This is a genomic window from uncultured Maribacter sp. (genome assembly GCF_947500405.1).
In the GTDB taxonomy this organism is placed as follows: domain Bacteria; phylum Bacteroidota; class Bacteroidia; order Flavobacteriales; family Flavobacteriaceae; genus Maribacter_B.
Window position 1 is genome coordinate 54,232 of sequence record NZ_CANMRY010000007.1, and the last position, 20,185, is coordinate 74,416.

Sequence of the window (20,185 nt, forward strand, 5' to 3'; positions counted from 1 at the left end):
TATCTGAATGCTTTTTTTATCTTTAAAACTTAAAAAAAATATGATGTATAGACTTGTTGTATTATTTTGTGTGATGCTTTTCTATGGTTGTGGCGCAACAAAATTAAAAGAAACTAATATTTCTAATATTGAAAGCATAAATCCTACGGTTACTGAAAATAATAGTATAGAAGAAAAAACTAAGGGTACAATTTTAACTTCTAATACAGAAGAGGTTTTTAGAATAATGTCATATTTAGCTTCGGATGATTTGCAAGGGAGAGATTCTGGAAGTGAAGGAATAGAAAAAGCTGCAGTTTTTATAGAAAATGAATTTAAAGAAAATGGAATTGCACCTTATTTTTTAACCTATAGAGATACTATTTCTAATTTTAAAAAATCTGCATATAATATTGTAGGTTACCTAGAGGGTAATGACCCAGAACTAAAAAAGGAATTTCTTATAATAGGAGCGCATTATGACCATATAGGGCAAATACCTGGAACTACAGATGTAATTGCAAATGGCGCAAATGATAATGCCTCTGGTACTACAACAGTAGTAGAGATTGCTCGTTATTTTGGAAATTCAAAGAAAAATAAACGTAGTATATTATTTGTTTTATTTACCGCAGAAGAAAAAGGTTTATTAGGGTCTAAACATTTGGCGAAAAGGTTAAAAGAGGAAAATTTTAATTTATATACCATGTTAAATTATGAAATGGTAGGAGTGCCTTTAATAGGAAAAGATTACTTAATGTATGTTACGGGTTACGAGTCTTCTAATTTAGCAGAGGTAGCTAATATGTATACTAAAGAGAAATTAATAGGTTTTTTACCAAAGGCAAAGGAGTTTAATTTATTTAAAAGATCGGATAATTATCCTTTTCATCAAGAATTTAATGTGCCATCGCAAACTTTTTGCACTTTCGATTTTACGAACTTTAATCACTACCATAAAGTAGGAGATGAAGTTGAGTTAATAGATTTTAATCATATGGTGAACGTTATAAATAAATCAATCCCTATGATTGAGGCTATTGCGAACTCTACTACTAAAGAAATAAAATATTAAAATGGCAAATGTTATAATAACAGGAACAAGTCGTGGTATAGGATTTGAGCTTGCAAAACTTTTTGCAAAGGAAGGTCATAATGTTTTAGCATTATCAAGAAATAGTAAATCAATTAATGATTTAAACCATAAACAAATAACTGCCATTCCTTTTGATTTAAATAGAAAAGAGGATTATACACTTGTAACAGAATTCTTAAGTGAAAATTGGAAGACTGTAGATGTTTTAATTAATAATGCAGGAGCTTTATTAAATAAGCCTTTTTTAGAAATTTCTACAGAGGAGTTTATTAATGTATACAAAGTAAACGTTTTTGGTGTTGCAGAAATAACCAAAACAGTACTGCCTTTTATTAAAAAAGAAGGACATGTTTTAACTATAAGTTCTATGGGAGGTGTACAAGGGAGTGTTAAGTTTTCTGGTTTATCTGCATATAGTTCTAGTAAAGGAGCAGTAATTACATTAACAGAGCTGTGGGCAGAAGAGTTTAAAGAAAGCGGTCCATCTTTTAATGTTTTGGCGCTAGGAGCTGTACAGACCGAAATGTTAGAGGAAGCATTTCCTGGTTATGAAGCGCCAATAACAGCTATAGAAATGGCAACTTATATTAAAGAATTTTCTTTAAACGGACAGAAATTTTACAATGGTAAAATGCTTCAGGTCTCTAACAGCACGCCATAGGTATAATTTTCCTAGATTACTTTTACCTTAAATTATACTTTTAATTTAATTTTTGATCTTTTTATATATTATTTTTGATATAATGGAAAGTACACTAGTAAAATATTTGCCGGAGAGGGCTGTAACCTTGTGTGCGGAACTTATAAAAACTAACGAAGTTCATTTAAAAATAGTGAATGAGCGTGTTACAAGGCATGGGGATTATAGGAGATTAGCAAGCGGTCAACATCAAATTACCGTGAATGTTAATTTAAATAAATATCGTTTTTTAATTACGTTAGTACATGAGATAGCTCATTTAGTAGCTTTTGAGAAATATGGGCGTTCTATTAAACCTCATGGTTTAGAGTGGAAAAAAACATTTCAATTTCTAATGCTACCATTTATAAGACCTGAGATTTTTCCGTCATCAATTTTGCCATTAATTGCAAAACATTTTAAAAACCCTAAAGCAAGTAGTAGTACAGATGCTAATTTATCTATAGCATTGAAAAAGTACGATACACAACAATCAGAAAATTCCTACGTTTTTGAAATACCAATTGGAAGTATTTTTAGAATTTACAATGGTAAATTATACAAAAAAGGAAATAAGAGAGTTAAAAGAATAGAATGTATTGAAGTTGCTACAGGAAGAATGTTTCTTTTTCAGCCCAATGCAGAAGTAGAATTAATAAAAGATTAATAATGAATAAAAATTATTATGCCGTATTAATGGCTGGAGGAGTTGGGTCTCGTTTTTGGCCTATAAGTACATCAGAATATCCTAAACAATTTCATGATATGTTGGGTACAGGAACCACGTTAATTCAAAAAACGTTTCAGAGGTTAAATAAATTTGTGCCTACAGAGAATATTCTTATTTTAACAAATGCTAGGTATAATGATTTGGTTTTAGAGCAATTACCAATGGTTTCTCAAGAGCAAGTGGTTCTAGAGCCTGCTATGCGTAATACTGCGCCATGTATTTTATATGCTTCTTTAAAAATTCAGAAAATGAACCCTAATGGAGTCATGATAGTTGCGCCAAGTGATCACTGGATAGAAGATGAAGATGCTTTTGCAAAAGATGTTACGGCATGTTTTGAAAAGTGCGAAAAAGAAGAAGCTCTTTGTACTTTAGGTATTAAACCCAGTTTTCCTAATACAGGATTTGGTTATATAGAGTATAATAAAGAGAGTACTACAGATATTAAAGAAGTAAATCAATTTAGAGAGAAACCAGATTACGAAACTGCAAAAGATTTCTTAGCACAAGGGAATTTCTTGTGGAATGCGGGAATTTTTATGTGGAGTGTTTCTACTATTGTAAACGCTTTTAAGAACTTTCAACCTAGTCAATATGCTTTATTTGAAAAGGGGATAGCAGTTTATAATACACCTGAAGAACAAGGGTTTATAAATGAAAATTACCCAAAGGCAGAAAATATATCTATAGATTATGCTATTTTAGAACAATCTAAAGCAATTTATGTTTTACCAGCTACTTTTGATTGGAATGATTTAGGAACTTGGGGGTCTTTATATGATAAGTTAGATAAAGATTCAGAAAATAACGCAATTGTAAATAGTAAAGTAATTATAGAAGACGCTCAAGGAAACATGATAAGATCTCCAAAAGGAAAAATTGTTGTGGTTGATGGTTTAAATGATTATATTATTGTGGATAAAGAAGAAGTACTTTTAATTTACCCAAAAACTAAAGAGCAAGATATTAAGAAGGTTTTAAGTAAAGTTAAAGATACTTATGGTGAGGAGTATGCTTAATTAAGAGTGGAAAAATTGGATAAAGAGAATTTAGAAAACCCAGTAGAAGAGGTTAGCAGTAAGGAAGTAAAAAAAGACTTTCAAGGGCTTTTAGGTAGTGTGAAACAGTTTTTAAGAGAATTGTTAGATATTCGTCAGAATACAGATTTAGATGCCACCAAAGAAGCTATTATTGCAGATATACCATTTAAAGGACATACTTCTTGGATTCTTATTTGTTCTATATTTATTGCCTCTATAGGTTTAAATGCAAACTCTACTGCTGTTGTAATTGGAGCCATGTTAATATCTCCACTTATGGGACCTATTTTAGGTATAGGAATGTCATTGGCTATAAATGATATTGACACATTACGAAGATCTTTAAAGAATTTTGCAGTAATGGTAGTTCTTAGTATACTTACAGCCTATTTGTTTTTTGTTTTATTCCCGCTAAGAGATGAGTCATCAGAGTTATTGGCTCGTACAGCTCCAGATATTAGAGATGTTCTTATCGCTTTTTTTGGAGGTTTAGCATTAGTAATTGCACGCGCAAAAAAAGGAACCATGGCTTCGGTTATTTTTGGTGTTGCTATTGCTACTGCCTTAATGCCACCGTTATGTACCGTTGGTTTTGGTTTAGCAATAAATAATTACCAATATGCAGCTGGTGCAATGTATTTATTCTGTATTAATACCATTTTTATTGCTTTAGCAACATTCTTGGTATTAAAATTATTGCGTTTCCCAATGGTACGTTATGTAAATTCTCAAAAGAGAAGGCGTATTGCTAGAATAGCATCTTTAGTTGCAATTTTAGTGATGATACCTGCAGGTATAACTTTTTGGGATGCATTACAAGAGTCTCTTTTTAGAAAACAAGCACAGAATTTTATTGCCGAAAAAGTAGCGCCATACCAATTCTCTGGCTCTGGTAGGTTTATGGAAGATTTTACAGATATTGAGTTTAATGGAGGAAAAGATCCATTTATTGAGTTGGTTTTTATGGGGAATGAAACTATCCCTGATAATGTTATTGCGACCTGGAATAAGCAAAAGAACGAAGCCGAAGGGTTCTCAAGATTAAAAGATGCAGAATTGCAAATTATTCAAGGTTCTAAAAGTGAAGAAGGAAATCAATTAAAGTATGTGGAGGAATTATATACTTCGCAAAAAAATGAACTTTTAGGGAAAGATGAAAAAATTAAATTATTAGAATCTGAACTAAAAAGACTTAATAAATTGAACGCTAAACAAATTCCATTTCAAGAAATTAGTGCAGAAGCAGAAACAAACTATGATAATTTGGAGTATTTGGCTTTTTCAAACGCAATAAGAACAGATTTTAAGAAATTAGATACGGTATCTGTTTTTGAAGCGAAATGGAAACGAAATGCTAAAAGAGTTGAAATAATTAAGGAATCTAAGAAACTTCATAATTGGCTTAAAATAAGACTAAAAGATAGTACAATTTTATTGACAGAAATAATTCAAGATTAGTTTCTTTCTTCAATATACATTTGCCTTACTTTTTTAAATAAATCAGAAGAATAAACAAAATCTGTTACCGCTTTGTTATCTGTTTTAAAAATTTCATGTTTAGAACCTTCCCATTCTTTGAGTCCATTTTTTAAGAATATTATTTTTTCTCCAATTTGCATAACAGAGTTCATATCATGGGTATTAATAACGGTAGTAATATTATATTCTTCGGTTATTTCTTTAATTAGGTTGTCTATAATAATAGAGGTCCTTGGGTCTAAACCAGAATTAGGTTCATCACAAAATAAATACTTAGGATTCATTACAATAGCGCGTGCTATAGCTACTCTTTTTTGCATTCCTCCAGATATTTCGGAAGGGTATTTATGATGCGCATCAATAAGGTTAACTCTTTTTAAAACAGTGTCTACACGGTCTTGCATTTCAGATTTACCTTGTTTTGTAAACATTTCTAAAGGGAACATAACATTACCAGATACTGTCATGGAATCAAACAAAGCGCTGCCTTGGAAAACCATTCCCATTTCTTGTCTTAAGCTACGTTTTTCGTCTGGGCTTAAATCTTTATAAATTTTGCCATCATAAGAAATGGAACCCTCTTCAGGCATAAAAAGCCCTAATAAACACTTAAGAAAAACTGTTTTTCCAGAACCACTTTGCCCAATAATTAGATTTGTTTTTCCGTTTTCAAACTGTGTTTCCACGCCTTTTAGAATATGTGTCCCATCAAAAGATTTGTGAATGTTATTTACGTGTATCATTAGCCTAAAAGAAGTTGTGTTAATATATAGTTGATAATGATAATTACAACACTTGTCCAAACAAAGGATGTAGTACTTGCTTTACCAACTTCTAATGCGCCACCTTTCATGTAAAATCCGTGGTAAGATGGTATTGTTGCTAGAACAAAAGCAAATACCATTGTTTTTAAAAAGGAGTAGGTTATATGAAAAGGAATAAAATCTAATTGCACCCCTTCAATAAAATCTGCACTAGTGCTAAAGCCTCCAAAAACTCCTGCAAACCAACCTCCAAAAATACCTACATACATAGCAATTGCAATTATAAAAGGATACAGCATTAGTGCTATAATCTTTGGAAATACTAAATAATTTAAAGCATTAACACCCATAACTTCTAAGGCATCAATTTGTTCTGTAACTCGCATGGTTCCTATACTAGAAGTTATATAAGAACCTACTTTACCTGCCATAATTATAGAGCAAAAAGTAGGGGCAAATTCTAATATTATAGATTGTCTAGTAGCAAAACCAACTAAATTTTTTGGAATTAATTCACTAGTGATATTTAAAGCTGTTTGTATGGCAACTACACCTCCAATAAAGAAAGATATAAATATTAATATACCAAGAGAGCCATAAATAAGTTCGTCAATCTCTTTGAGAATCAAGGACTTCATAATGCTCCATTTGGTAGGTTTTTTAAAAACCTCCTTTATCATTATTGCATAGCTACCAATTGATGCTAAATAATTCATTTAATAAATATAAATTTCTTTATGTAAAAATAACAATAATGACTGTCATTTAACTTGCATTTAATTTTTTTGAGAGGGATTTTATTTACTTTTACTCAATCAATTTATTATATATGCATTTTAAAAACATTAGAACTTTATTAGTATTACTTTTTTTTGCTAATATTTTTGGTAATAGTTATGGGCAAAAAAAGAAGAGTAAAGACAAAACTATGGAGGAGTTTAGTGCGCCAAAATTAGTTGTTGGTATTGTAGTTGACCAAATGCGTTATGATTACTTAACTCGTTTTTCTAATAAGTTTCAAGAAGGAGGCTTTAAAAGGTTGTTAAATGATGGTTTTAATTGTAGAAATAATCATTTTAATTATGCGCCTACTAGTACAGGCCCTGGACATGCTTCTGTTTACACAGGAACAACTCCTGCAACACATGGTATAATTGGGAATGATTGGTATGATAAAGAGTTAGATAAAATGGTGTATTGCGCATCTGATGCTACATATGCTTCTGTAGGAACAATTTCAGATGCAGGTAAAATGTCTCCGCACAGAATGGAAGTAACTACAATAGCAGATCAGTTACGCTTGCACACGCAAATGAGAGGGAAAACAATAGCAATTGCATTAAAAGATAGAGGTGCAATTATGCCAGGAGGGCATACAGCAAATGGCGCGTATTGGTTTTATGGAAAAAATGAAGGAAGCTGGATAACAAGTTCTTTTTATATGAATTCTTTACCAAAGTGGGTGGTTAATTTTAACAACTCAAGAAGTGTAGATAGTTATAAGAAAGAATGGAATACATTAAAAGATATAAGCACATACTTAGAAAGTGGTTTAGATGACAACTCCTACGAGGGTCTTTTTGAGGGGGAGAATACACCTACTTTTCCTCATAATATTCCAGTTTTATGGGACGCTAATGATAAATATGAAATTTTAAAGCACACACCTTTTGGTAATAGTTTAACTACAGATTTTGCCATTGCCGCTTTAGATGGAGAAAATTTAGGAAAAGATGAGATTACCGATTTTTTGTCTATAAGTTTTTCTAGTACAGATTACGTAGGTCATAAATTTGGAGTAAATTCAAAAGAAATAGAAGATACTTACCTAAGATTAGACCAAGACTTAGCAAGGGTTTTTAATGCCTTAGATAAGAAAGTAGGAAAAGGAGAATATACTTTATTTTTAACAGCAGACCATGCTGCGATACATGTTCCTGGGTATTTAAAAGATAATAAAATACCAGCAGGATATGCAGAATTTAAAAGCCTAAAATCTAAATTAAATGAGTTTTTGCAGTATGCTTATGGAACAACAGATATAGTAAAGAGTTTTTCTAATTTTCAGCTTTTTTTAGACCATAAAATTATTAAAAACTTAGAGTTAGAAATTGGTATTGTACAAGAATCTATTGCTAAGGAAATTTTAAAGTATAATTATATAAATAGGGTGTATACCGCAGAACAAATGTGGAGTCAGCAATATACTAGAGGTATACCTTACATATTGCAAAATGGGTACAATCAAAAGCGGTCTGGAGATATATTGTTTGTTTTAGCTCCAGGTGTAATAAGTTATGGCAAAACAGGTTCTACACACGGATCCCCACAAATATATGACACCCATGTGCCGTTATTATTTTATGGAAAAGGTATTAAGAAAGGGAATACAGTAATTAGAACTGAAATTCCAGATATAGCACCTACTATTGCTACTTTGTTAGGTATTTCTTTTCCAAACGGAACTACAGGAAAACCAATTGTACCTGTTTTAAACTAGTAGAAATTATGAGTATAATCCCTATAGGTATATTTGATTCTGGTGTAGGGGGAACATCTATCTGGAAAGAAATTGAATCTTTACTTCCTAATGAAGACATAATATATTTGGCAGATAGTAAGAATGCTCCCTATGGGAAAAAGTCTAAAGAAGAAATTTTAAGGCTTAGCATAAAAAATACAGAGTATTTATTAGAAAGGGGATGTAAGTTAATAGTGGTTGCTTGTAATACAGCAACAACAAATGCTATAAATTATTTAAGGGAAAATTATAATGTCCCATTTATAGGAATAGAGCCAGCTATAAAACCAGCGGCACTACAGTCAGAATCTAAAATAGTTGGCATTTTGGCTACAAAAGGCACTTTGTCTAGTAGCTTATTTCATAGTACGTCCGAAAACCATGCGAGTGGTATAAAAATTATAGAAAGAGAAGGGGAAGGTTTAGTGCCACTTATTGAAAAAGGAGAGTTACAAAGTGTAGAATTAAAAAATCTATTAAGTAAATATCTGCACCCTATGTTAAAAGAAGGTATAGATTATTTAGTTTTAGGGTGTACCCATTACCCATATTTAATACCTTTAATAAAAGAAATAATACCAGGAAAAGTAAAAATAATAGACTCTGGTGAGGCTGTTGCAAAACAGACAAAAGCTATTTTAGAGAAAAATAAAATAGTAAACCCTTCTACAAAAAAAGGAGAACATACCTTTTATAGTAATGTAGATAGTAGTGTTTTAAAGAGTCTGGTAGAAAAAGAAGGAGTTACTACAAAAATTTCTTTTTTAGACTTTTAGATAAGTTAAATAAGTAAAAGCATATTTATGTTTCTCATCAACAGGGTGGTGTTCTTTAGAGTCTAGTTTCCAATTTTTAGGATTAATTTCAGGAAAAAAAGTATCTGCATCAAAAGAAGCATGCACTCTTGTTAGTTCAATTTTATTTGAAAACTTTTCGGCTTGTTTATAAATTTCACCACCTCCAATAATAAAACAATCTTCTTTAGTAACTAATTTTAGAGCATTTTCAATACTATGTACTACAACACAACTTGGATGTTCTACAATATAGTTATGGTCTCTTGTAATAATTATATGCGTTCTATTTGGTAGTGGTTTAGGAAAACTTTCAAAAGTTTTTCTTCCCATAATAATTTTATGTCCAGTGGTTAAAGTTTTAAACCTTTTAAAGTCATCAGGTAAGTGCCATAATAAATCGTTGTCTTTTCCTAGCGCATTATTTTCTGCCGCTGCGGCAATCATTGTTATGTTGTACACTACTCTTTTTTTTTATTAATATTGTTTAAAGGAAACTCTGTTTCAATTTCTTTCTGGATTTCTAAGATTCTTTTTTTCTGTTTGGCTACTAATTTTTCTCTTTGTTCACGTTCCCAGTCTTTTCCCATAAATTTTTGAGTAAAAAGAACATTAAAAACATGTATTACAAACAAGAAGCCCCAAAAGGTAATACCCCAAATAAACCAATTGTACTCTACACCGTATTTAAGAATTTTATTAATTAGGATAAGAAACACACTACCTATTAGGAAAATAACAAAGTGAACGTATAAGCGTTTTTTTTGCTTAATACGAGTTTGCGCATTTTCTAATAGCTCATGTTGTTCTGTATCTAATTGAGATGTTTTTTTATTCTTGGAAAACATAGCAATACTTATCTTTACTTCAAAGATAAAGTAATTACTAAATAAGTTTGCAACATGAATAAGGTTAGAAGCAATTTTCCGGTATTGAGACAGTATATCTATGCTAATACAGCCGCTTTTGGATTGTTTTCTGATGATTTATTAGATTGGAGGCAGGAATATGATCTAGATTTTTTATTGAAAGGAAGCGCAATGCGAAAGGAAGGGCTTAAAATAATCGAAGAAACTAGAGAATCTGTAGCATCATTATTTCACTGTAAAAGTGATGATGTGGCTTTAGTTTCTAATTTTTCTTTAGGAATAAATATGGTTTTAGATAGCTTAAAGGAAGGTTCTAAAATAGCTTTATTAGAGAATGACTATCCTTCTGTAAAATGGCCTTTTGAAACACGTTCTTTTAAAACTTTTGAAATTTCTATAACAGCACAATTAGAAGAGGATATAGAAAATCTTATAGCAAAAGAAAATATTGATGTTTTAGCTTTAAGTATAGTACAGTGGTTAAATGGTGTTAAGATAGATTTAGATTTTATAAAAAAACTAAAAAAAGAAAATCCGGAACTATTAATTATTGCAGACGGAACTCAATTTTGTGGAACTTCAGATTTTAATTTTCAAGAATCAGGAATAGATATTTTAGGAGCAAGTGCCTATAAATGGCTTTTGTCTGGTTATGGGAATGGCTTTTTTCTATTTAATGAGGCTGTAAAAGATAGGCTTGCAATTCCTATAATCGGCTTTTCTTCAGCAGGAGCAGAGGAAGAAAAAAAAGATAGTATTTCTTTTGTAAAACATTTTGAGCCTGGTCATTTATCATGTTTTGCCTTTGGAAGCTTAAATTTTTCTCTTAATTATATGAAGAGTATTGGGATAGATAAAATAGAAACTCGAATTAAAGTTATAGCAGCTAAAGCAATATTAGAATTTTCGAAATTAGGTTTGTTAGATGAGGTAGTTGTTCAAAGAAAAGAACATAGTACTATATTTAATATAAAAGGGGATAGTAAACTATTTAATCATTTAACTGATAATGGCGTAATATGTTCTCAAAGGGGAGATGGTATCAGGCTTAGTTTCCATTTTTATAATACAGAAAAAGATATAGAAGACATCATAAAGGTTATAAAATCAGTTATTTAGTTATTGCAATTATTAAAAAAACATCTCTTTTTTTATGATAGTTCTGTAAATAGTATCTGTTTATTATTAAATTGATAATAATTTATTAATCCTTGTTAATGAGAGAGTTATTGTATTAGTTTTGCCCTATATTTTAATTTAATATGTTATGGCAGTAGTAAAAAAGTATTTAAAATCTAAGCCAGTTTGTAAGGTTACTTTTACAGTACCAGCAGCGGAGGCAAAAAAAGTAGAAGTTGTAGGAGATTTCAATAATTGGAAACCTAAAGGAGCAACATTAAAGAAACTTAAGAATGGAACTTTTAAAGGTACTTTTGATTTACCTAAAGAGAATTCTTTTGAATATAAGTATATAATAGATGGTTCTTATGTAAATGAACCAGAAGCGGATCGTTACCAATGGAACGATTTTGCTGGTTCTGAAAATGCAGTATTAGAACTGTAATAATATAAAGCCTGTATGTTTTCCATGCAGGCTTTCTTTTTTAAATTATTTTGTTATTTCTACACCTTTCCAAAAGGCAACTCTGCCTTTAATTGTTCGGGCTAATTCACTTACTTCCGGATAAAACCAAGCAGCATCAATATTCTCTTTTCCATTTACATTTAGCGTGTAATATGAAGCTAATCCTTTCCACGGGCAAGTGGTATGTGTGTCACTTTCTTTAAAGTATTCTTTTTTAATACTATCAGAAGGAAAATAATGATTATTTTCAATAACAACTGTATCGTCACTTTCTGCTATAATTGTATTATTCCAAATTGCTTTCATAAGATTTATTTTTTTTTGAAAATATAGTTTTTGTAGTAATTCTTTGGGTCGGTAAATTCTGTTTCAATAGTCATGCCTGCATTTTTTGCTAGCATTTGTACTGTGCGTTCATCATATTTTTGAGAAATTTCAGTATGTATAGTTTCCCATGCATTAAAATTAATTTTGAGCTCTAATTTTTCTATTAAAACTTCTTGGTCAATTGTAGAAACTAAATAACTTTTTGCAGTTCCAGTTTCTGGATTATATGTTTCCCAATGTTTAAAATTGTCTAAATTAAAATTAGCATTTAAAGAGGTGTTAATTCTTGTCAAAATATTTTTATTAAAAGCAGCGGTAATACCTGTTTGGTCATTATAAGCATCTAATATAGTTTGCGGATTTTTCTTTAAATCAAAACCAACAAATAATAAATCATCAGAGTTCATATGTTGGGTAATGGAACTTAAGAATTCTGTAGCCTCTTTATGTTCCATGTTTCCTATATTAGAACCTAAGAAAAGAATAATTTTTCTAGAGGTACTAGGGACTTCAATTTTTTTAAGTGCATTAAAATAGGTTCCTTGTATCTTGTTTACTTTTATTTTAGGAAATTCTTCTTTAATAGAACTACCTAATTGATCTAAAGCATTTTGACTAATATCTATTGGTTGATACACAAAATCTATATTAGAATTATATAAATGTTCTAGTAAAATTTTTGTTTTTTTTCCGTCACCAGCTCCGAGTTCAATTAAATTAAAAGATTGACTGTCTTTTTGAAATAAAGAAGAAATCTGTTCTTTATATTTTGAAAGAATATCATACTCACTATCTGTTAAGTAATATTCTGGCATCGCCATTATTTCTTGGAATAACCCATCTCCTTTAGTATCGTAAAAATATTTTGAGGATAAATGTTTAGGGTAATCAGTTAAGCCATTATAAATATCTTCTTCAAAAGCGTTGGTAAAAATAATGGTAGTGTTTTCTTGCATTTTCTTTTTGTCGTAATTATTTGGCCAACCTTAATCCGGTATATTGCCATCTTAAATTTGTTTGAAAAAAATTACGGTAAGTAGGTCTTGTATGTTGTGTAGGAGTGGCAATAGAACCTCCTCTTAATACTTTTTGGTTTACCATAAATTTGCCATTATATTCTCCTAGAGCACCATCTACTTTAGCGTATCCTGGATAAGGCAAATATGCGCTTTCCGTCCATTCCCACCTATCTCCCCAGCTAAATTTACCTTGTGCTATTTCCCATTCAAATTCGGTTGGTAATCTTAGTTTTTTATACTGTGCATAAGCAAAAGCTTCAAAATAAGAAATATGAGTAACAGGAGAATTTAAATTTATTTCTTGTAATCCATTTAATGTGTAATGGTACCATTTACCATCTATATTATGCCAATATAAAGGAGTCGTAATTTTATTTTTATTAACCCAATCCCATCCTTCTGCATGCCAAAAATCATGTAATTTATAACCATTAGCAGTAATAAACTCTATAAATTCTTTATTGGTAACAAGCTTGTTTGCTATTTCGTAATTAGTAAGATAAACTTTATGTCTTCCTAATTCATTATCATAACAAAAAGAAGAATTATTATGTCCAATTTCATAAACCCCTTCATTGACTTTTAACCATTCTTGTTGGTAATCTTGTGTTTCATGTTCTTTAATTATATTACTATAAGAAGGTAATAGTGGGTTGTTTCCTAGGATAAATTTAATATCAGTAAGGAGTAGTTCTTGGTGTTGCTTTTCATGATGAATGCCTATTTCTAGTAAACTATTTATTTCTAGTGTATTGGTTTTTGTAATTAACTTCTCAATTTCTTTAGTTACATAGTTTCTATATTCGTACACTTTTTGGACAGATGGTCTAGACAAATTTCCTCTGTTAGAGCGTATTACTCTTTTGCCAACAGCTTCATAATAACTATTAAAAACAAAGGAAAAATCTTCATCAAATAATTTGTAGTTGCCCAGATGCTGTTTTAAAATAAACTCTTCAAAAAACCAAGTAGTATGTCCTAAATGCCATTTGGGAGGAGAAACATCTTCTATAGGTTGTACAACATAATCTTCAATCTCTAAAGGGCTGCAAATATCTTCTGTATGTTTTCGTGTTTTAAGAAAAAACTGAAGCAAGGGGTTTGTAGTGGTCATTAAAGCTTATTTGCTTTAAAGATAGGAATTAAGAATACACAAACTTTAAGCAATCTTATGAAGATTACTTAAAAATTACTTTTATAAAAAATATTAAATAGCAACAACCCCTTTAATGTGTGGGTGCGGATTATAATCTTCTAAAGTAAAATCTTCAAATTTAAAATCGAAAATATCTTTAATTTCTGGGTTTAATATCATTTTAGGTAAAGCTCTTGGCTCTCTACTAAGTTGTAATTCTACTTGCTCCATATGATTATTGTATATATGAGCATCTCCAAAAGTATGAATAAATTCCCCAGCCTCGTAACCACATACTTGCGCCATCATCATTGTAAATAAAGCATAAGAAGCAATGTTAAAAGGAACGCCTAAAAAGATATCTGCACTACGTTGGTATAACTGGCAAGAAAGTTTGCCATCAGCAACATAAAACTGAAAAAATGCATGGCAAGGAGGTAAAGCAGCTTTTCCGTTAGCTACATTTTTAGAAAAAGATTTAGAGGTGTCTGGTAAAACACTTGGGTTCCAAGCAGAAACTAACATTCTTCTACTATTTGGATTTGTTTTTAAAGAGTGAATAACTTCCTTTATCTGGTCAATTTCGTCACTATTCCAATTTCTCCATTGGTGACCGTATACAGGTCCTAAATCCCCATTTTCATCAGCCCACTCATTCCATATTCTAACACCATTTTCTTGAAGATATTTAATATTGGTATCTCCTTTTAAAAACCACAAAAGTTCGTAAATGATAGATTTTAGGTGTAACTTTTTAGTTGTCACCATTGGAAAACCTTCACTTAAATCAAAACGCATTTGATGTCCAAAAACACTAACTGTTCCTGTTCCTGTACGATCTCCTTTTTGGTTGCCAGTTTCTAATACGTGTTTTAATAAATCGTGATATTGTTTCATAATGATGATTAACTTAATAAAGTAAAATTAGTGAATAGAAATACTTAAGTAGTAAAAGAAAGAGTGATAATTATTAATAATTATTAACTATATACTAATGACATGTAAAATTTAACCAAGTATCATTCCAGCAATAGTTGCCGATAACAATGAGGCTAAAGAGCCACCAAGAACAGCTTTCATTCCAAATTCGGATAGGGTTTTTCTTTGTCCTGGAGCAAGAGAACCAATGCCTCCTATTTGTATTCCTATAGATGCAAAGTTTGCAAAGCCACATAACATATAAGTGGCCATTATTATAGATTTGTTATACGTAAAATGGGTAGCGTTAGCCATGTTTTTAAGTTCCGCAAGTTGTATGTAACCAATAAATTCACTTGCTGCTAATTTTATACCTAATAATTGTCCCATAAGCATAATATCTTCATTGGCAACACCTATTAGCCACATTAAAGGGGCAAAAATGGTTCCTAAAATAGCTTCTAAAGAAAATTTTTCATAGCTAGTATTATTAGCAATCCAGCTGTTTAGGTGGGTTATATCTCCACTCCATTCTAATATACCATTTATCATGGCAATAAAAGCTACAAAAACTAAAAGCATAGCGCCTACATTTACAGCTAATTTTAAGCCTTCGGTTGTTCCGTTTGAAATGGCGTCTAATATATTGGAACCTATTTTTTCTGTAGATACAGTTACATTAGTATCTATTTTTTCAGTTTGCGGGTATAGAATTTTTGAAACTACAATAGCACCAGGGGCAGCCATTACAGATGCCGCTAGTAAATGTTTAGCAAATTGTAACCGTAGCACAGGGTCATCCCCACCTAAAAACCCTATATAAGCAGCTAAAACAGCACCTGCAACGGTTGCCATACCACCAATCATAACTAACAAGATTTCGGATTTTGTCATTTTCTCTAAATAGGCTTTTATAAGCAAAGGAGCTTCTGTTTGACCTAAGAAGATATTACCTGCAACAGAAAGACTTTCTGGGCCAGATATTCCTAAGGTTTTAGATAAAAGTAAGGCAAGGCCTTTTACTACTTTTTGTATAAGTCCTAAATAGAATAATAAAGAGGTTAGTGCAGAAAAAAAGATGATTGTAGGGAGTACTTGAAATGCAAAAATAAATCCGAAGGTGTCCATATCTACTACTAAACCTTCAAATAAAAATTGACTTCCTGCTCTGGTAAAATCTAATATATTAACAAAAATGTTTCCTAATCCTTCAAATATTTTTTGAATAAAAGGAACTTTTAGTACGCCAATAGCAATTAATAATTGTATTCCTAAACCTATGCCAACAGTTTTCCAGTTAATTGCTTTTTTATTAGAACTAAATAAAAAAGAGATAGCAATTATAACTACCATTCCTAAAATACCCCTCCATAAACTATGCATGGAAAAGCCCGCATTAGGAACTATTGTAGGTGTTGTAGTAGAAATGTCATTAACAATTGTAGTATTGTTAATAATAGTGTCTTGCGCTGTTGCGTCTTGAGCATAAGAAAAAATGCCAAAAATGAAAAAAATAAAAATTAGCCATGGCAAATTTTTCATGCAACTATTTTAAAAATTTAGTTTCTTTTAGATATTTCGTCTCTTAGTTTGGCTGCTTTTTCGTAATCTTCATTTGCTACAGCTTTATTTAGCTCTTTATAAAGTTCATCTGTGGTAAGCTCTGTGTAGCCATCTGTTGCACCAGATTCAATTTCTATTGGGTCTCCGCCTTCTTGTAGAATTTCATCTACCATTATACTATCATCATTCTCCTTGTCTTTGTCTTTAGAAGAGAATTTTAAGAAAATGCCAGCCTTATCTAAGATAGTTTTATAAGTAAATATAGGAGCGTCAAAACGTAATGCTAATGCAATAGCATCACTAGTTCTTGCATCAATAATTTCTTCAATACCATCTCTTTCACATATAATGCTGGAATAAAAAACACCGTCTACTAGTTTGTGTATGATTACTTGTTTTACAACAATATCAAACCTGTCGGAGAAATTTTTAAATAAATCGTGTGTTAGTGGTCTTGGGGGTTTAATTTCTTTTTCTAAAGCTATTGCAATAGACTGTGCTTCAAAAGCGCCAATTACAATTGGAAGTTTACGATCACCTTCAACTTCATTTAAAATAAGGGCATAAGCTCCATTTTGAGTTTGGCTATAGGAAATCCCTTTTATTTTTAATCTTACTAAGCTCATAAATAGTTGTAAAAAAAGGGTTGTTTAAATAAGTTGAGTATCCATTTATTTAAACAACCCTTTAGAAAGGCACAAATTAACAAAAATTAAGCGTTTTGCGCTTTAAATTCTTTTAATTTTTCGATGAGCTGCGGCACAACCTCAAAGGCATCTCCTACAATACCATAATCTGCAGCTTTAAAAAATGGAGCTTCAGGGTCTGTGTTAATAACAACTTTTGTCTTAGAAGCACTTACACCAGCAAGGTGTTGTATGGCTCCAGAAATACCAATAGCAATGTATAAATTACTTGCAACAGGTTTTCCTGTTTGTCCTACGTGTTCTCCGTGCGGTCTCCAACCTAAGTCGGATACAGGCTTAGAACAAGCTGTTGCAGCGCCAAGAACATCGGCAAGTTCTTCAATCATACCCCAATTTTCTGGGCCTTTTAATCCTCTACCACCAGATACAACAATATCTGCATCTGCTATTGTAGCTTTTCCAATAATCTTATCTACTTCTATAGATTTAGTTGAAAAATTACTATCCTCTAAAGAGGCATCAAAATTTTCTACAGCTGCTGTAGTAGCATTTTCTATAATTCCAAAAGAATTATTAGATACTCCAACAACTTTTATATCTGTATTTATTTGCGTTAAGGCAAATCCTTTATTACTAAAAACAGTTCTTTTTACGGTAAAAGGACTTGTGCTTTCTGGAGCAGCAACAACATTAGGAGCGTAACCAGCTTTTAATGATGCGCTAACTAATGGAGCTAAATATTTAGCATCTGTACTAGAACTAGTAATAATAACTTGCGCATTTTCTGCCTTTGCAGCTTGTGTAATAGTATTTGCATACCCTTTTGCATTAAACACAGACAACTTATCATTACTAACATTTAATACTTTGCTAATACCATAAGTACCTAAAGTTTCATTTTCTGTTGCATTAATAGATATTGCAACGGCATTTGTTCCTAATAGTTTAGCAACTTCTGTAGCATAAGAGGCAACCTCTAAAGCATTTTTTTTAAATTTTCCGTTTTCGGATTCTGTATATACTAAAACTGACATTTTTTCTTAAATTAAAATATTCCTAAATAATTGGAATAAAGAATTAATACTAAATTACTTTTGCTTCATTATGTAATAAACTTATAAGTTCATCAACATTGCTAGCGTCTATTAATTTAACAGCACCTTTTGCTGCTGGCTTCTCAAATTTAGTGTCCTGTGTAGTGTTTAATGCATCTACAGGTTCAACAACAGTTAATTTCTTTTGTCTAGCCATCATAATTCCTCTCATGTTAGGAATTTTTAAATCACTTTCCTGTACTAAACCTTTTTGACCTCCAATAACAAGTGGTAGAGAAGTGGTTAGAGTTTCTTTTCCGCCATCTATTTCTCTTTGCGCAGTAGCGTTTTCACCATCTATTTCTAGACTAATACAAGTATTTACAAAATTCATGTCTAATAAAGAAGCAAGAATTCCAGGAACCATACCGCCATTATAATCAATAGATTCTCTACCGGCTATAATAAGGTTGTAATCTCCATTTTTAACAACTTCTGCTAATTGTTGTGCAACAAAAAAACCATCAGTAGGTTCTGCGTTAATACGTATAGCCTCATCTGCTCCAATTGCAAGAGATTTTCTAATTGTAGGCTCTATTGTTGGGCCTCCAACAGACACTACATGTACTGTTGCGCCTTGTTTTTCTTTAAACCACATGGCTCTTGTAAGACCAAATTCATCATTTGGGTTTATAACAAATTGCACACCATTGGTGTCAAATTTTGTATCACCATCTATAAAATTAATTTTAGAAGTGGTGTCCGGTACGTTACTTATGCAAACTAATATTTTCATCGATTAAATAAGCTTTTAAATATAATAGGGCTAAGATAGTTAATAATTTCTGAATTTACTATGCGTGCATAGTAAATTTATAACTTTTTTTGAGCAAAATGGTTATTATTTTGATATATAATTCCCTATTTTTGCTTGCCTTTTAGGTATTTAATTTAGGAATTCAATTGTTATAAACATGAAAACATTACAGTTTAGAGAAGCTATAGCGGAGGCTATGTCTGAAGAAATGAGAAAAGACGAATCTATCTATTTAATGGGAGAGGAAGTTGCAGAATATAATGGTGCTTATAAAGCTTCTAAAGGAATGTTAGATGAATTTGGTCCTAAAAGAGTTATAGATACCCCAATTGCAGAATTAGGTTTTGCAGGAGTAGGTGTAGGTTCTACAATGACAGGGAATAGACCTATTATAGAGTTCATGACATTTAATTTTGCTTTAGTTGGTATTGACCAAATTATAAATAATGCAGCTAAAATTAGACAAATGTCTGGAGGTCAGTTTCCATGTCCAATAGTATTTAGAGGGCCAACAGCCTCTGCTGGACAATTAGCTGCAACACACTCGCAAGCTTTTGAAAGCTGGTATGCTAATTGCCCAGGATTAAAAGTAGTAGTACCGTCTAATCCTAAAGATGCTAAAGGTTTGCTAAAAGCAGCAATAAGAGATAATGATCCTGTAATTTTCATGGAATCTGAGCAAATGTATGGTGATAAGGGGGAGGTTCCAGAAGGAGAATTTACAATTCCTTTAGGTGTTGCAGATATTCGTAGATCTGGTTCAGATGTTACTATAGTTTCTTTTGGTAAAATCATTAAAGAGGCAGATAAAGCGGCGGATGAGTTAGAAAAAGAAGGTATTAGTTGTGAAATAATTGATTTACGTACCGTTAAGCCTTTAGATTATAAAGCTATTGTAGATTCTGTTAAGAAAACAAACCGCCTAGTAATTTTAGAAGAAGCTTGGCCTTTTGGTAATGTAGCAACAGAAATTACGTACCATATACAATCTAATGCATTTGATTATTTAGATGCACCAGTTATAAAAATAAATACAGCAGATACACCAGCGCCATATTCTCCAGTTTTATTAGAAGAGTGGTTGCCAAATGCTTCAGATGTGGTTACGGCCGTTAAAAAAGTGTTATATAAGTAAATAAACACTTACATATTTGTAAAAGAATAGTAGCTTCGCCAACTTAAATTAGTC

22 protein-coding genes are annotated in these 20,185 nt (G+C 31.3%); 10 read left to right on the forward strand and 12 right to left on the reverse strand.

Annotated features, from left to right (window positions below; genetic code table 11):
- Nucleotides 1-43: 43 nt before the first annotated feature.
- The 5 genes from Q0945_RS10855 (at nt 44) to Q0945_RS10875 (ending at nt 4,982) form a co-directional block, all read left to right on the forward strand.
- Nucleotides 44-1,054, forward strand: coding sequence for a M28 family peptidase (locus Q0945_RS10855; protein WP_299434695.1), 1,011 nt, complete (start codon nt 44-46; stop codon nt 1,052-1,054).
- Between the two features lies 1 nt (nt 1,055).
- On the forward strand, nt 1,056-1,736 hold the full coding sequence (locus Q0945_RS10860; RefSeq protein ID WP_299434409.1) for an SDR family NAD(P)-dependent oxidoreductase: 681 nt from the start codon (nt 1,056-1,058) through the stop codon (nt 1,734-1,736).
- Nucleotides 1,737-1,818: 82 nt separating this feature from the next.
- Nucleotides 1,819-2,421 (forward strand): SprT-like domain-containing protein, encoded by a 603-nt coding sequence (locus Q0945_RS10865; RefSeq protein ID WP_299434411.1) that lies wholly within the window; start codon nt 1,819-1,821, stop codon nt 2,419-2,421.
- Between the two features lie 2 nt (nt 2,422-2,423).
- Complete coding sequence (locus Q0945_RS10870) at nt 2,424-3,503, forward strand: mannose-1-phosphate guanylyltransferase (protein WP_299434413.1); 1,080 nt, start codon at nt 2,424-2,426, stop codon at nt 3,501-3,503.
- A gap of 15 nt (nt 3,504-3,518) precedes the next feature.
- Complete coding sequence (locus Q0945_RS10875) at nt 3,519-4,982, forward strand: DUF389 domain-containing protein (protein ID WP_299434422.1); 1,464 nt, start codon at nt 3,519-3,521, stop codon at nt 4,980-4,982.
- Here Q0945_RS10875 and Q0945_RS10880 read toward each other — a convergent pair.
- Together Q0945_RS10880 and Q0945_RS10885 are read right to left on the reverse strand one after the other, a co-directional pair.
- Nucleotides 4,979-5,746 carry an ATP-binding cassette domain-containing protein gene (locus tag Q0945_RS10880; RefSeq protein WP_299434424.1) on the reverse strand — a complete coding sequence of 256 codons (768 nt, stop codon included), beginning with the start codon at nt 5,744-5,746 and terminating at the stop codon, nt 4,979-4,981. The genes Q0945_RS10875 and Q0945_RS10880 overlap by 4 nt on opposite strands.
- Nucleotides 5,746-6,483, reverse strand: coding sequence for an ABC transporter permease (locus Q0945_RS10885; RefSeq protein WP_299434426.1), 738 nt, complete (start codon nt 6,481-6,483; stop codon nt 5,746-5,748). The genes Q0945_RS10880 and Q0945_RS10885 overlap by 1 nt, the downstream gene beginning before the upstream one ends.
- 113 nt (nt 6,484-6,596) lie before the next feature.
- Here Q0945_RS10885 and pafA point away from each other — a divergent pair, with 113 nt between their 5' ends.
- Complete coding sequence (gene pafA / locus Q0945_RS10890) at nt 6,597-8,267, forward strand: alkaline phosphatase PafA (RefSeq protein WP_299434428.1); 1,671 nt, start codon at nt 6,597-6,599, stop codon at nt 8,265-8,267.
- A gap of 8 nt (nt 8,268-8,275) precedes the next feature.
- On the forward strand, nt 8,276-9,064 hold the full coding sequence (gene murI, locus Q0945_RS10895; protein WP_299434430.1) for a glutamate racemase: 789 nt from the start codon (nt 8,276-8,278) through the stop codon (nt 9,062-9,064).
- Here the strand turns inward: murI and Q0945_RS10900 are convergent.
- Both Q0945_RS10900 and Q0945_RS10905 read right to left on the reverse strand, forming a co-directional pair.
- Nucleotides 9,053-9,529, reverse strand: coding sequence for a dihydrofolate reductase (locus tag Q0945_RS10900; protein ID WP_299434697.1), 477 nt, complete (start codon nt 9,527-9,529; stop codon nt 9,053-9,055). The two genes, murI and Q0945_RS10900, sit on opposite strands and share 12 nt — an antisense overlap.
- Before the next feature lie 14 nt (nt 9,530-9,543).
- Nucleotides 9,544-9,930: a 2TM domain-containing protein gene (locus tag Q0945_RS10905; protein ID WP_299434432.1), complete on the reverse strand. Its 387-nt coding sequence runs from the start codon at nt 9,928-9,930 to the stop codon at nt 9,544-9,546.
- 54 nt (nt 9,931-9,984) lie between these two features.
- On the opposite strand from Q0945_RS10905, the gene Q0945_RS10910 reads away from it, so the two are divergent.
- Nucleotides 9,985-11,070, forward strand: a complete 1,086-nt coding sequence (locus Q0945_RS10910; protein ID WP_299434434.1) for an aminotransferase class V-fold PLP-dependent enzyme — start codon at nt 9,985-9,987, stop codon at nt 11,068-11,070.
- A gap of 148 nt (nt 11,071-11,218) precedes the next feature.
- Nucleotides 11,219-11,515 carry an isoamylase early set domain-containing protein gene (locus Q0945_RS10915; RefSeq protein WP_299434436.1) on the forward strand — a complete coding sequence of 99 codons (297 nt, stop codon included), beginning with the start codon at nt 11,219-11,221 and terminating at the stop codon, nt 11,513-11,515.
- Nucleotides 11,516-11,560: 45 nt separating this feature from the next.
- On the opposite strand, the gene Q0945_RS10920 is transcribed toward Q0945_RS10915, so the two are convergent.
- From Q0945_RS10920 to Q0945_RS10955, 8 genes are all read right to left on the reverse strand, one after another.
- On the reverse strand, nt 11,561-11,842 hold the full coding sequence (locus Q0945_RS10920; protein ID WP_299434437.1) for a DUF427 domain-containing protein: 282 nt from the start codon (nt 11,840-11,842) through the stop codon (nt 11,561-11,563).
- 5 nt (nt 11,843-11,847) lie between these two features.
- On the reverse strand, nt 11,848-12,819 hold the full coding sequence (egtD, locus tag Q0945_RS10925) for an L-histidine N(alpha)-methyltransferase (protein ID WP_299434439.1): 972 nt from the start codon (nt 12,817-12,819) through the stop codon (nt 11,848-11,850).
- A 16-nt stretch (nt 12,820-12,835) separates the two neighbouring features.
- Nucleotides 12,836-13,996 carry an ergothioneine biosynthesis protein EgtB gene (gene egtB / locus Q0945_RS10930; protein ID WP_299434441.1) on the reverse strand — a complete coding sequence of 387 codons (1,161 nt, stop codon included), beginning with the start codon at nt 13,994-13,996 and terminating at the stop codon, nt 12,836-12,838.
- Nucleotides 13,997-14,089: 93 nt separating this feature from the next.
- On the reverse strand, nt 14,090-14,914 hold the full coding sequence (locus tag Q0945_RS10935) for a thymidylate synthase (protein WP_299434443.1): 825 nt from the start codon (nt 14,912-14,914) through the stop codon (nt 14,090-14,092).
- Nucleotides 14,915-15,025: 111 nt separating this feature from the next.
- Entirely contained in the window at nt 15,026-16,477 is a 1,452-nt protein-coding gene (locus tag Q0945_RS10940; protein ID WP_299434445.1) for a nucleoside transporter C-terminal domain-containing protein, read from the reverse strand.
- A 17-nt stretch (nt 16,478-16,494) separates the two neighbouring features.
- Complete coding sequence (locus tag Q0945_RS10945) at nt 16,495-17,124, reverse strand: bifunctional nuclease family protein (RefSeq protein WP_299434447.1); 630 nt, start codon at nt 17,122-17,124, stop codon at nt 16,495-16,497.
- A gap of 86 nt (nt 17,125-17,210) precedes the next feature.
- Complete coding sequence (locus tag Q0945_RS10950) at nt 17,211-18,179, reverse strand: electron transfer flavoprotein subunit alpha/FixB family protein (RefSeq protein ID WP_299434449.1); 969 nt, start codon at nt 18,177-18,179, stop codon at nt 17,211-17,213.
- 49 nt (nt 18,180-18,228) lie between these two features.
- Complete coding sequence (locus Q0945_RS10955; RefSeq protein ID WP_299434451.1) at nt 18,229-18,975, reverse strand: electron transfer flavoprotein subunit beta/FixA family protein; 747 nt, start codon at nt 18,973-18,975, stop codon at nt 18,229-18,231.
- Nucleotides 18,976-19,153: 178 nt separating this feature from the next.
- Here Q0945_RS10955 and Q0945_RS10960 point away from each other — a divergent pair, with 178 nt between their 5' ends.
- The gene (locus Q0945_RS10960; RefSeq protein ID WP_299434453.1) at nt 19,154-20,131 is read left to right on the forward strand and encodes a pyruvate dehydrogenase complex E1 component subunit beta; all 978 of its coding nucleotides are present in this window, start codon (nt 19,154-19,156) and stop codon (nt 20,129-20,131) included.
- The last annotated feature ends 54 nt before the right edge of the window (nt 20,132-20,185 follow it).

What these genes read in the sequence shown, in the direction of transcription:
- Q0945_RS10855 (WP_299434695.1), top strand. Translation starts at nt 44, where the DNA reads ATGTATAGACTTGTTGTATTATTTTGTGTGATGCTTTTCTATGGTTGT.
- Q0945_RS10860 (WP_299434409.1), top strand. Translation starts at nt 1,056, where the DNA reads ATGGCAAATGTTATAATAACAGGAACAAGTCGTGGTATAGGATTTGAG.
- Q0945_RS10865 (WP_299434411.1), top strand. Translation starts at nt 1,819, where the DNA reads ATGGAAAGTACACTAGTAAAATATTTGCCGGAGAGGGCTGTAACCTTG.
- Q0945_RS10870 (WP_299434413.1), top strand. Translation starts at nt 2,424, where the DNA reads ATGAATAAAAATTATTATGCCGTATTAATGGCTGGAGGAGTTGGGTCT.
- Q0945_RS10880 (WP_299434424.1), bottom strand. Translation starts at nt 5,746, where the DNA reads ATGATACACGTAAATAACATTCACAAATCTTTTGATGGGACACATATT.
- Q0945_RS10885 (WP_299434426.1), bottom strand. Translation starts at nt 6,483, where the DNA reads ATGAATTATTTAGCATCAATTGGTAGCTATGCAATAATGATAAAGGAG.
- pafA (WP_299434428.1), top strand. Translation starts at nt 6,597, where the DNA reads ATGCATTTTAAAAACATTAGAACTTTATTAGTATTACTTTTTTTTGCT.
- murI (WP_299434430.1), top strand. Translation starts at nt 8,276, where the DNA reads ATGAGTATAATCCCTATAGGTATATTTGATTCTGGTGTAGGGGGAACA.
- Q0945_RS10900 (WP_299434697.1), bottom strand. Translation starts at nt 9,529, where the DNA reads ATGATTGCCGCAGCGGCAGAAAATAATGCGCTAGGAAAAGACAACGAT.
- Q0945_RS10905 (WP_299434432.1), bottom strand. Translation starts at nt 9,930, where the DNA reads ATGTTTTCCAAGAATAAAAAAACATCTCAATTAGATACAGAACAACAT.
- Q0945_RS10910 (WP_299434434.1), top strand. Translation starts at nt 9,985, where the DNA reads ATGAATAAGGTTAGAAGCAATTTTCCGGTATTGAGACAGTATATCTAT.
- Q0945_RS10915 (WP_299434436.1), top strand. Translation starts at nt 11,219, where the DNA reads ATGGCAGTAGTAAAAAAGTATTTAAAATCTAAGCCAGTTTGTAAGGTT.
- Q0945_RS10920 (WP_299434437.1), bottom strand. Translation starts at nt 11,842, where the DNA reads ATGAAAGCAATTTGGAATAATACAATTATAGCAGAAAGTGACGATACA.
- egtD (WP_299434439.1), bottom strand. Translation starts at nt 12,819, where the DNA reads ATGCAAGAAAACACTACCATTATTTTTACCAACGCTTTTGAAGAAGAT.
- egtB (WP_299434441.1), bottom strand. Translation starts at nt 13,996, where the DNA reads ATGACCACTACAAACCCCTTGCTTCAGTTTTTTCTTAAAACACGAAAA.
- Q0945_RS10935 (WP_299434443.1), bottom strand. Translation starts at nt 14,914, where the DNA reads ATGAAACAATATCACGATTTATTAAAACACGTATTAGAAACTGGCAAC.
- Q0945_RS10940 (WP_299434445.1), bottom strand. Translation starts at nt 16,477, where the DNA reads ATGAAAAATTTGCCATGGCTAATTTTTATTTTTTTCATTTTTGGCATT.
- Q0945_RS10945 (WP_299434447.1), bottom strand. Translation starts at nt 17,124, where the DNA reads ATGAGCTTAGTAAGATTAAAAATAAAAGGGATTTCCTATAGCCAAACT.
- Q0945_RS10950 (WP_299434449.1), bottom strand. Translation starts at nt 18,179, where the DNA reads ATGTCAGTTTTAGTATATACAGAATCCGAAAACGGAAAATTTAAAAAA.
- Q0945_RS10955 (WP_299434451.1), bottom strand. Translation starts at nt 18,975, where the DNA reads ATGAAAATATTAGTTTGCATAAGTAACGTACCGGACACCACTTCTAAA.
- Q0945_RS10960 (WP_299434453.1), top strand. Translation starts at nt 19,154, where the DNA reads ATGAAAACATTACAGTTTAGAGAAGCTATAGCGGAGGCTATGTCTGAA.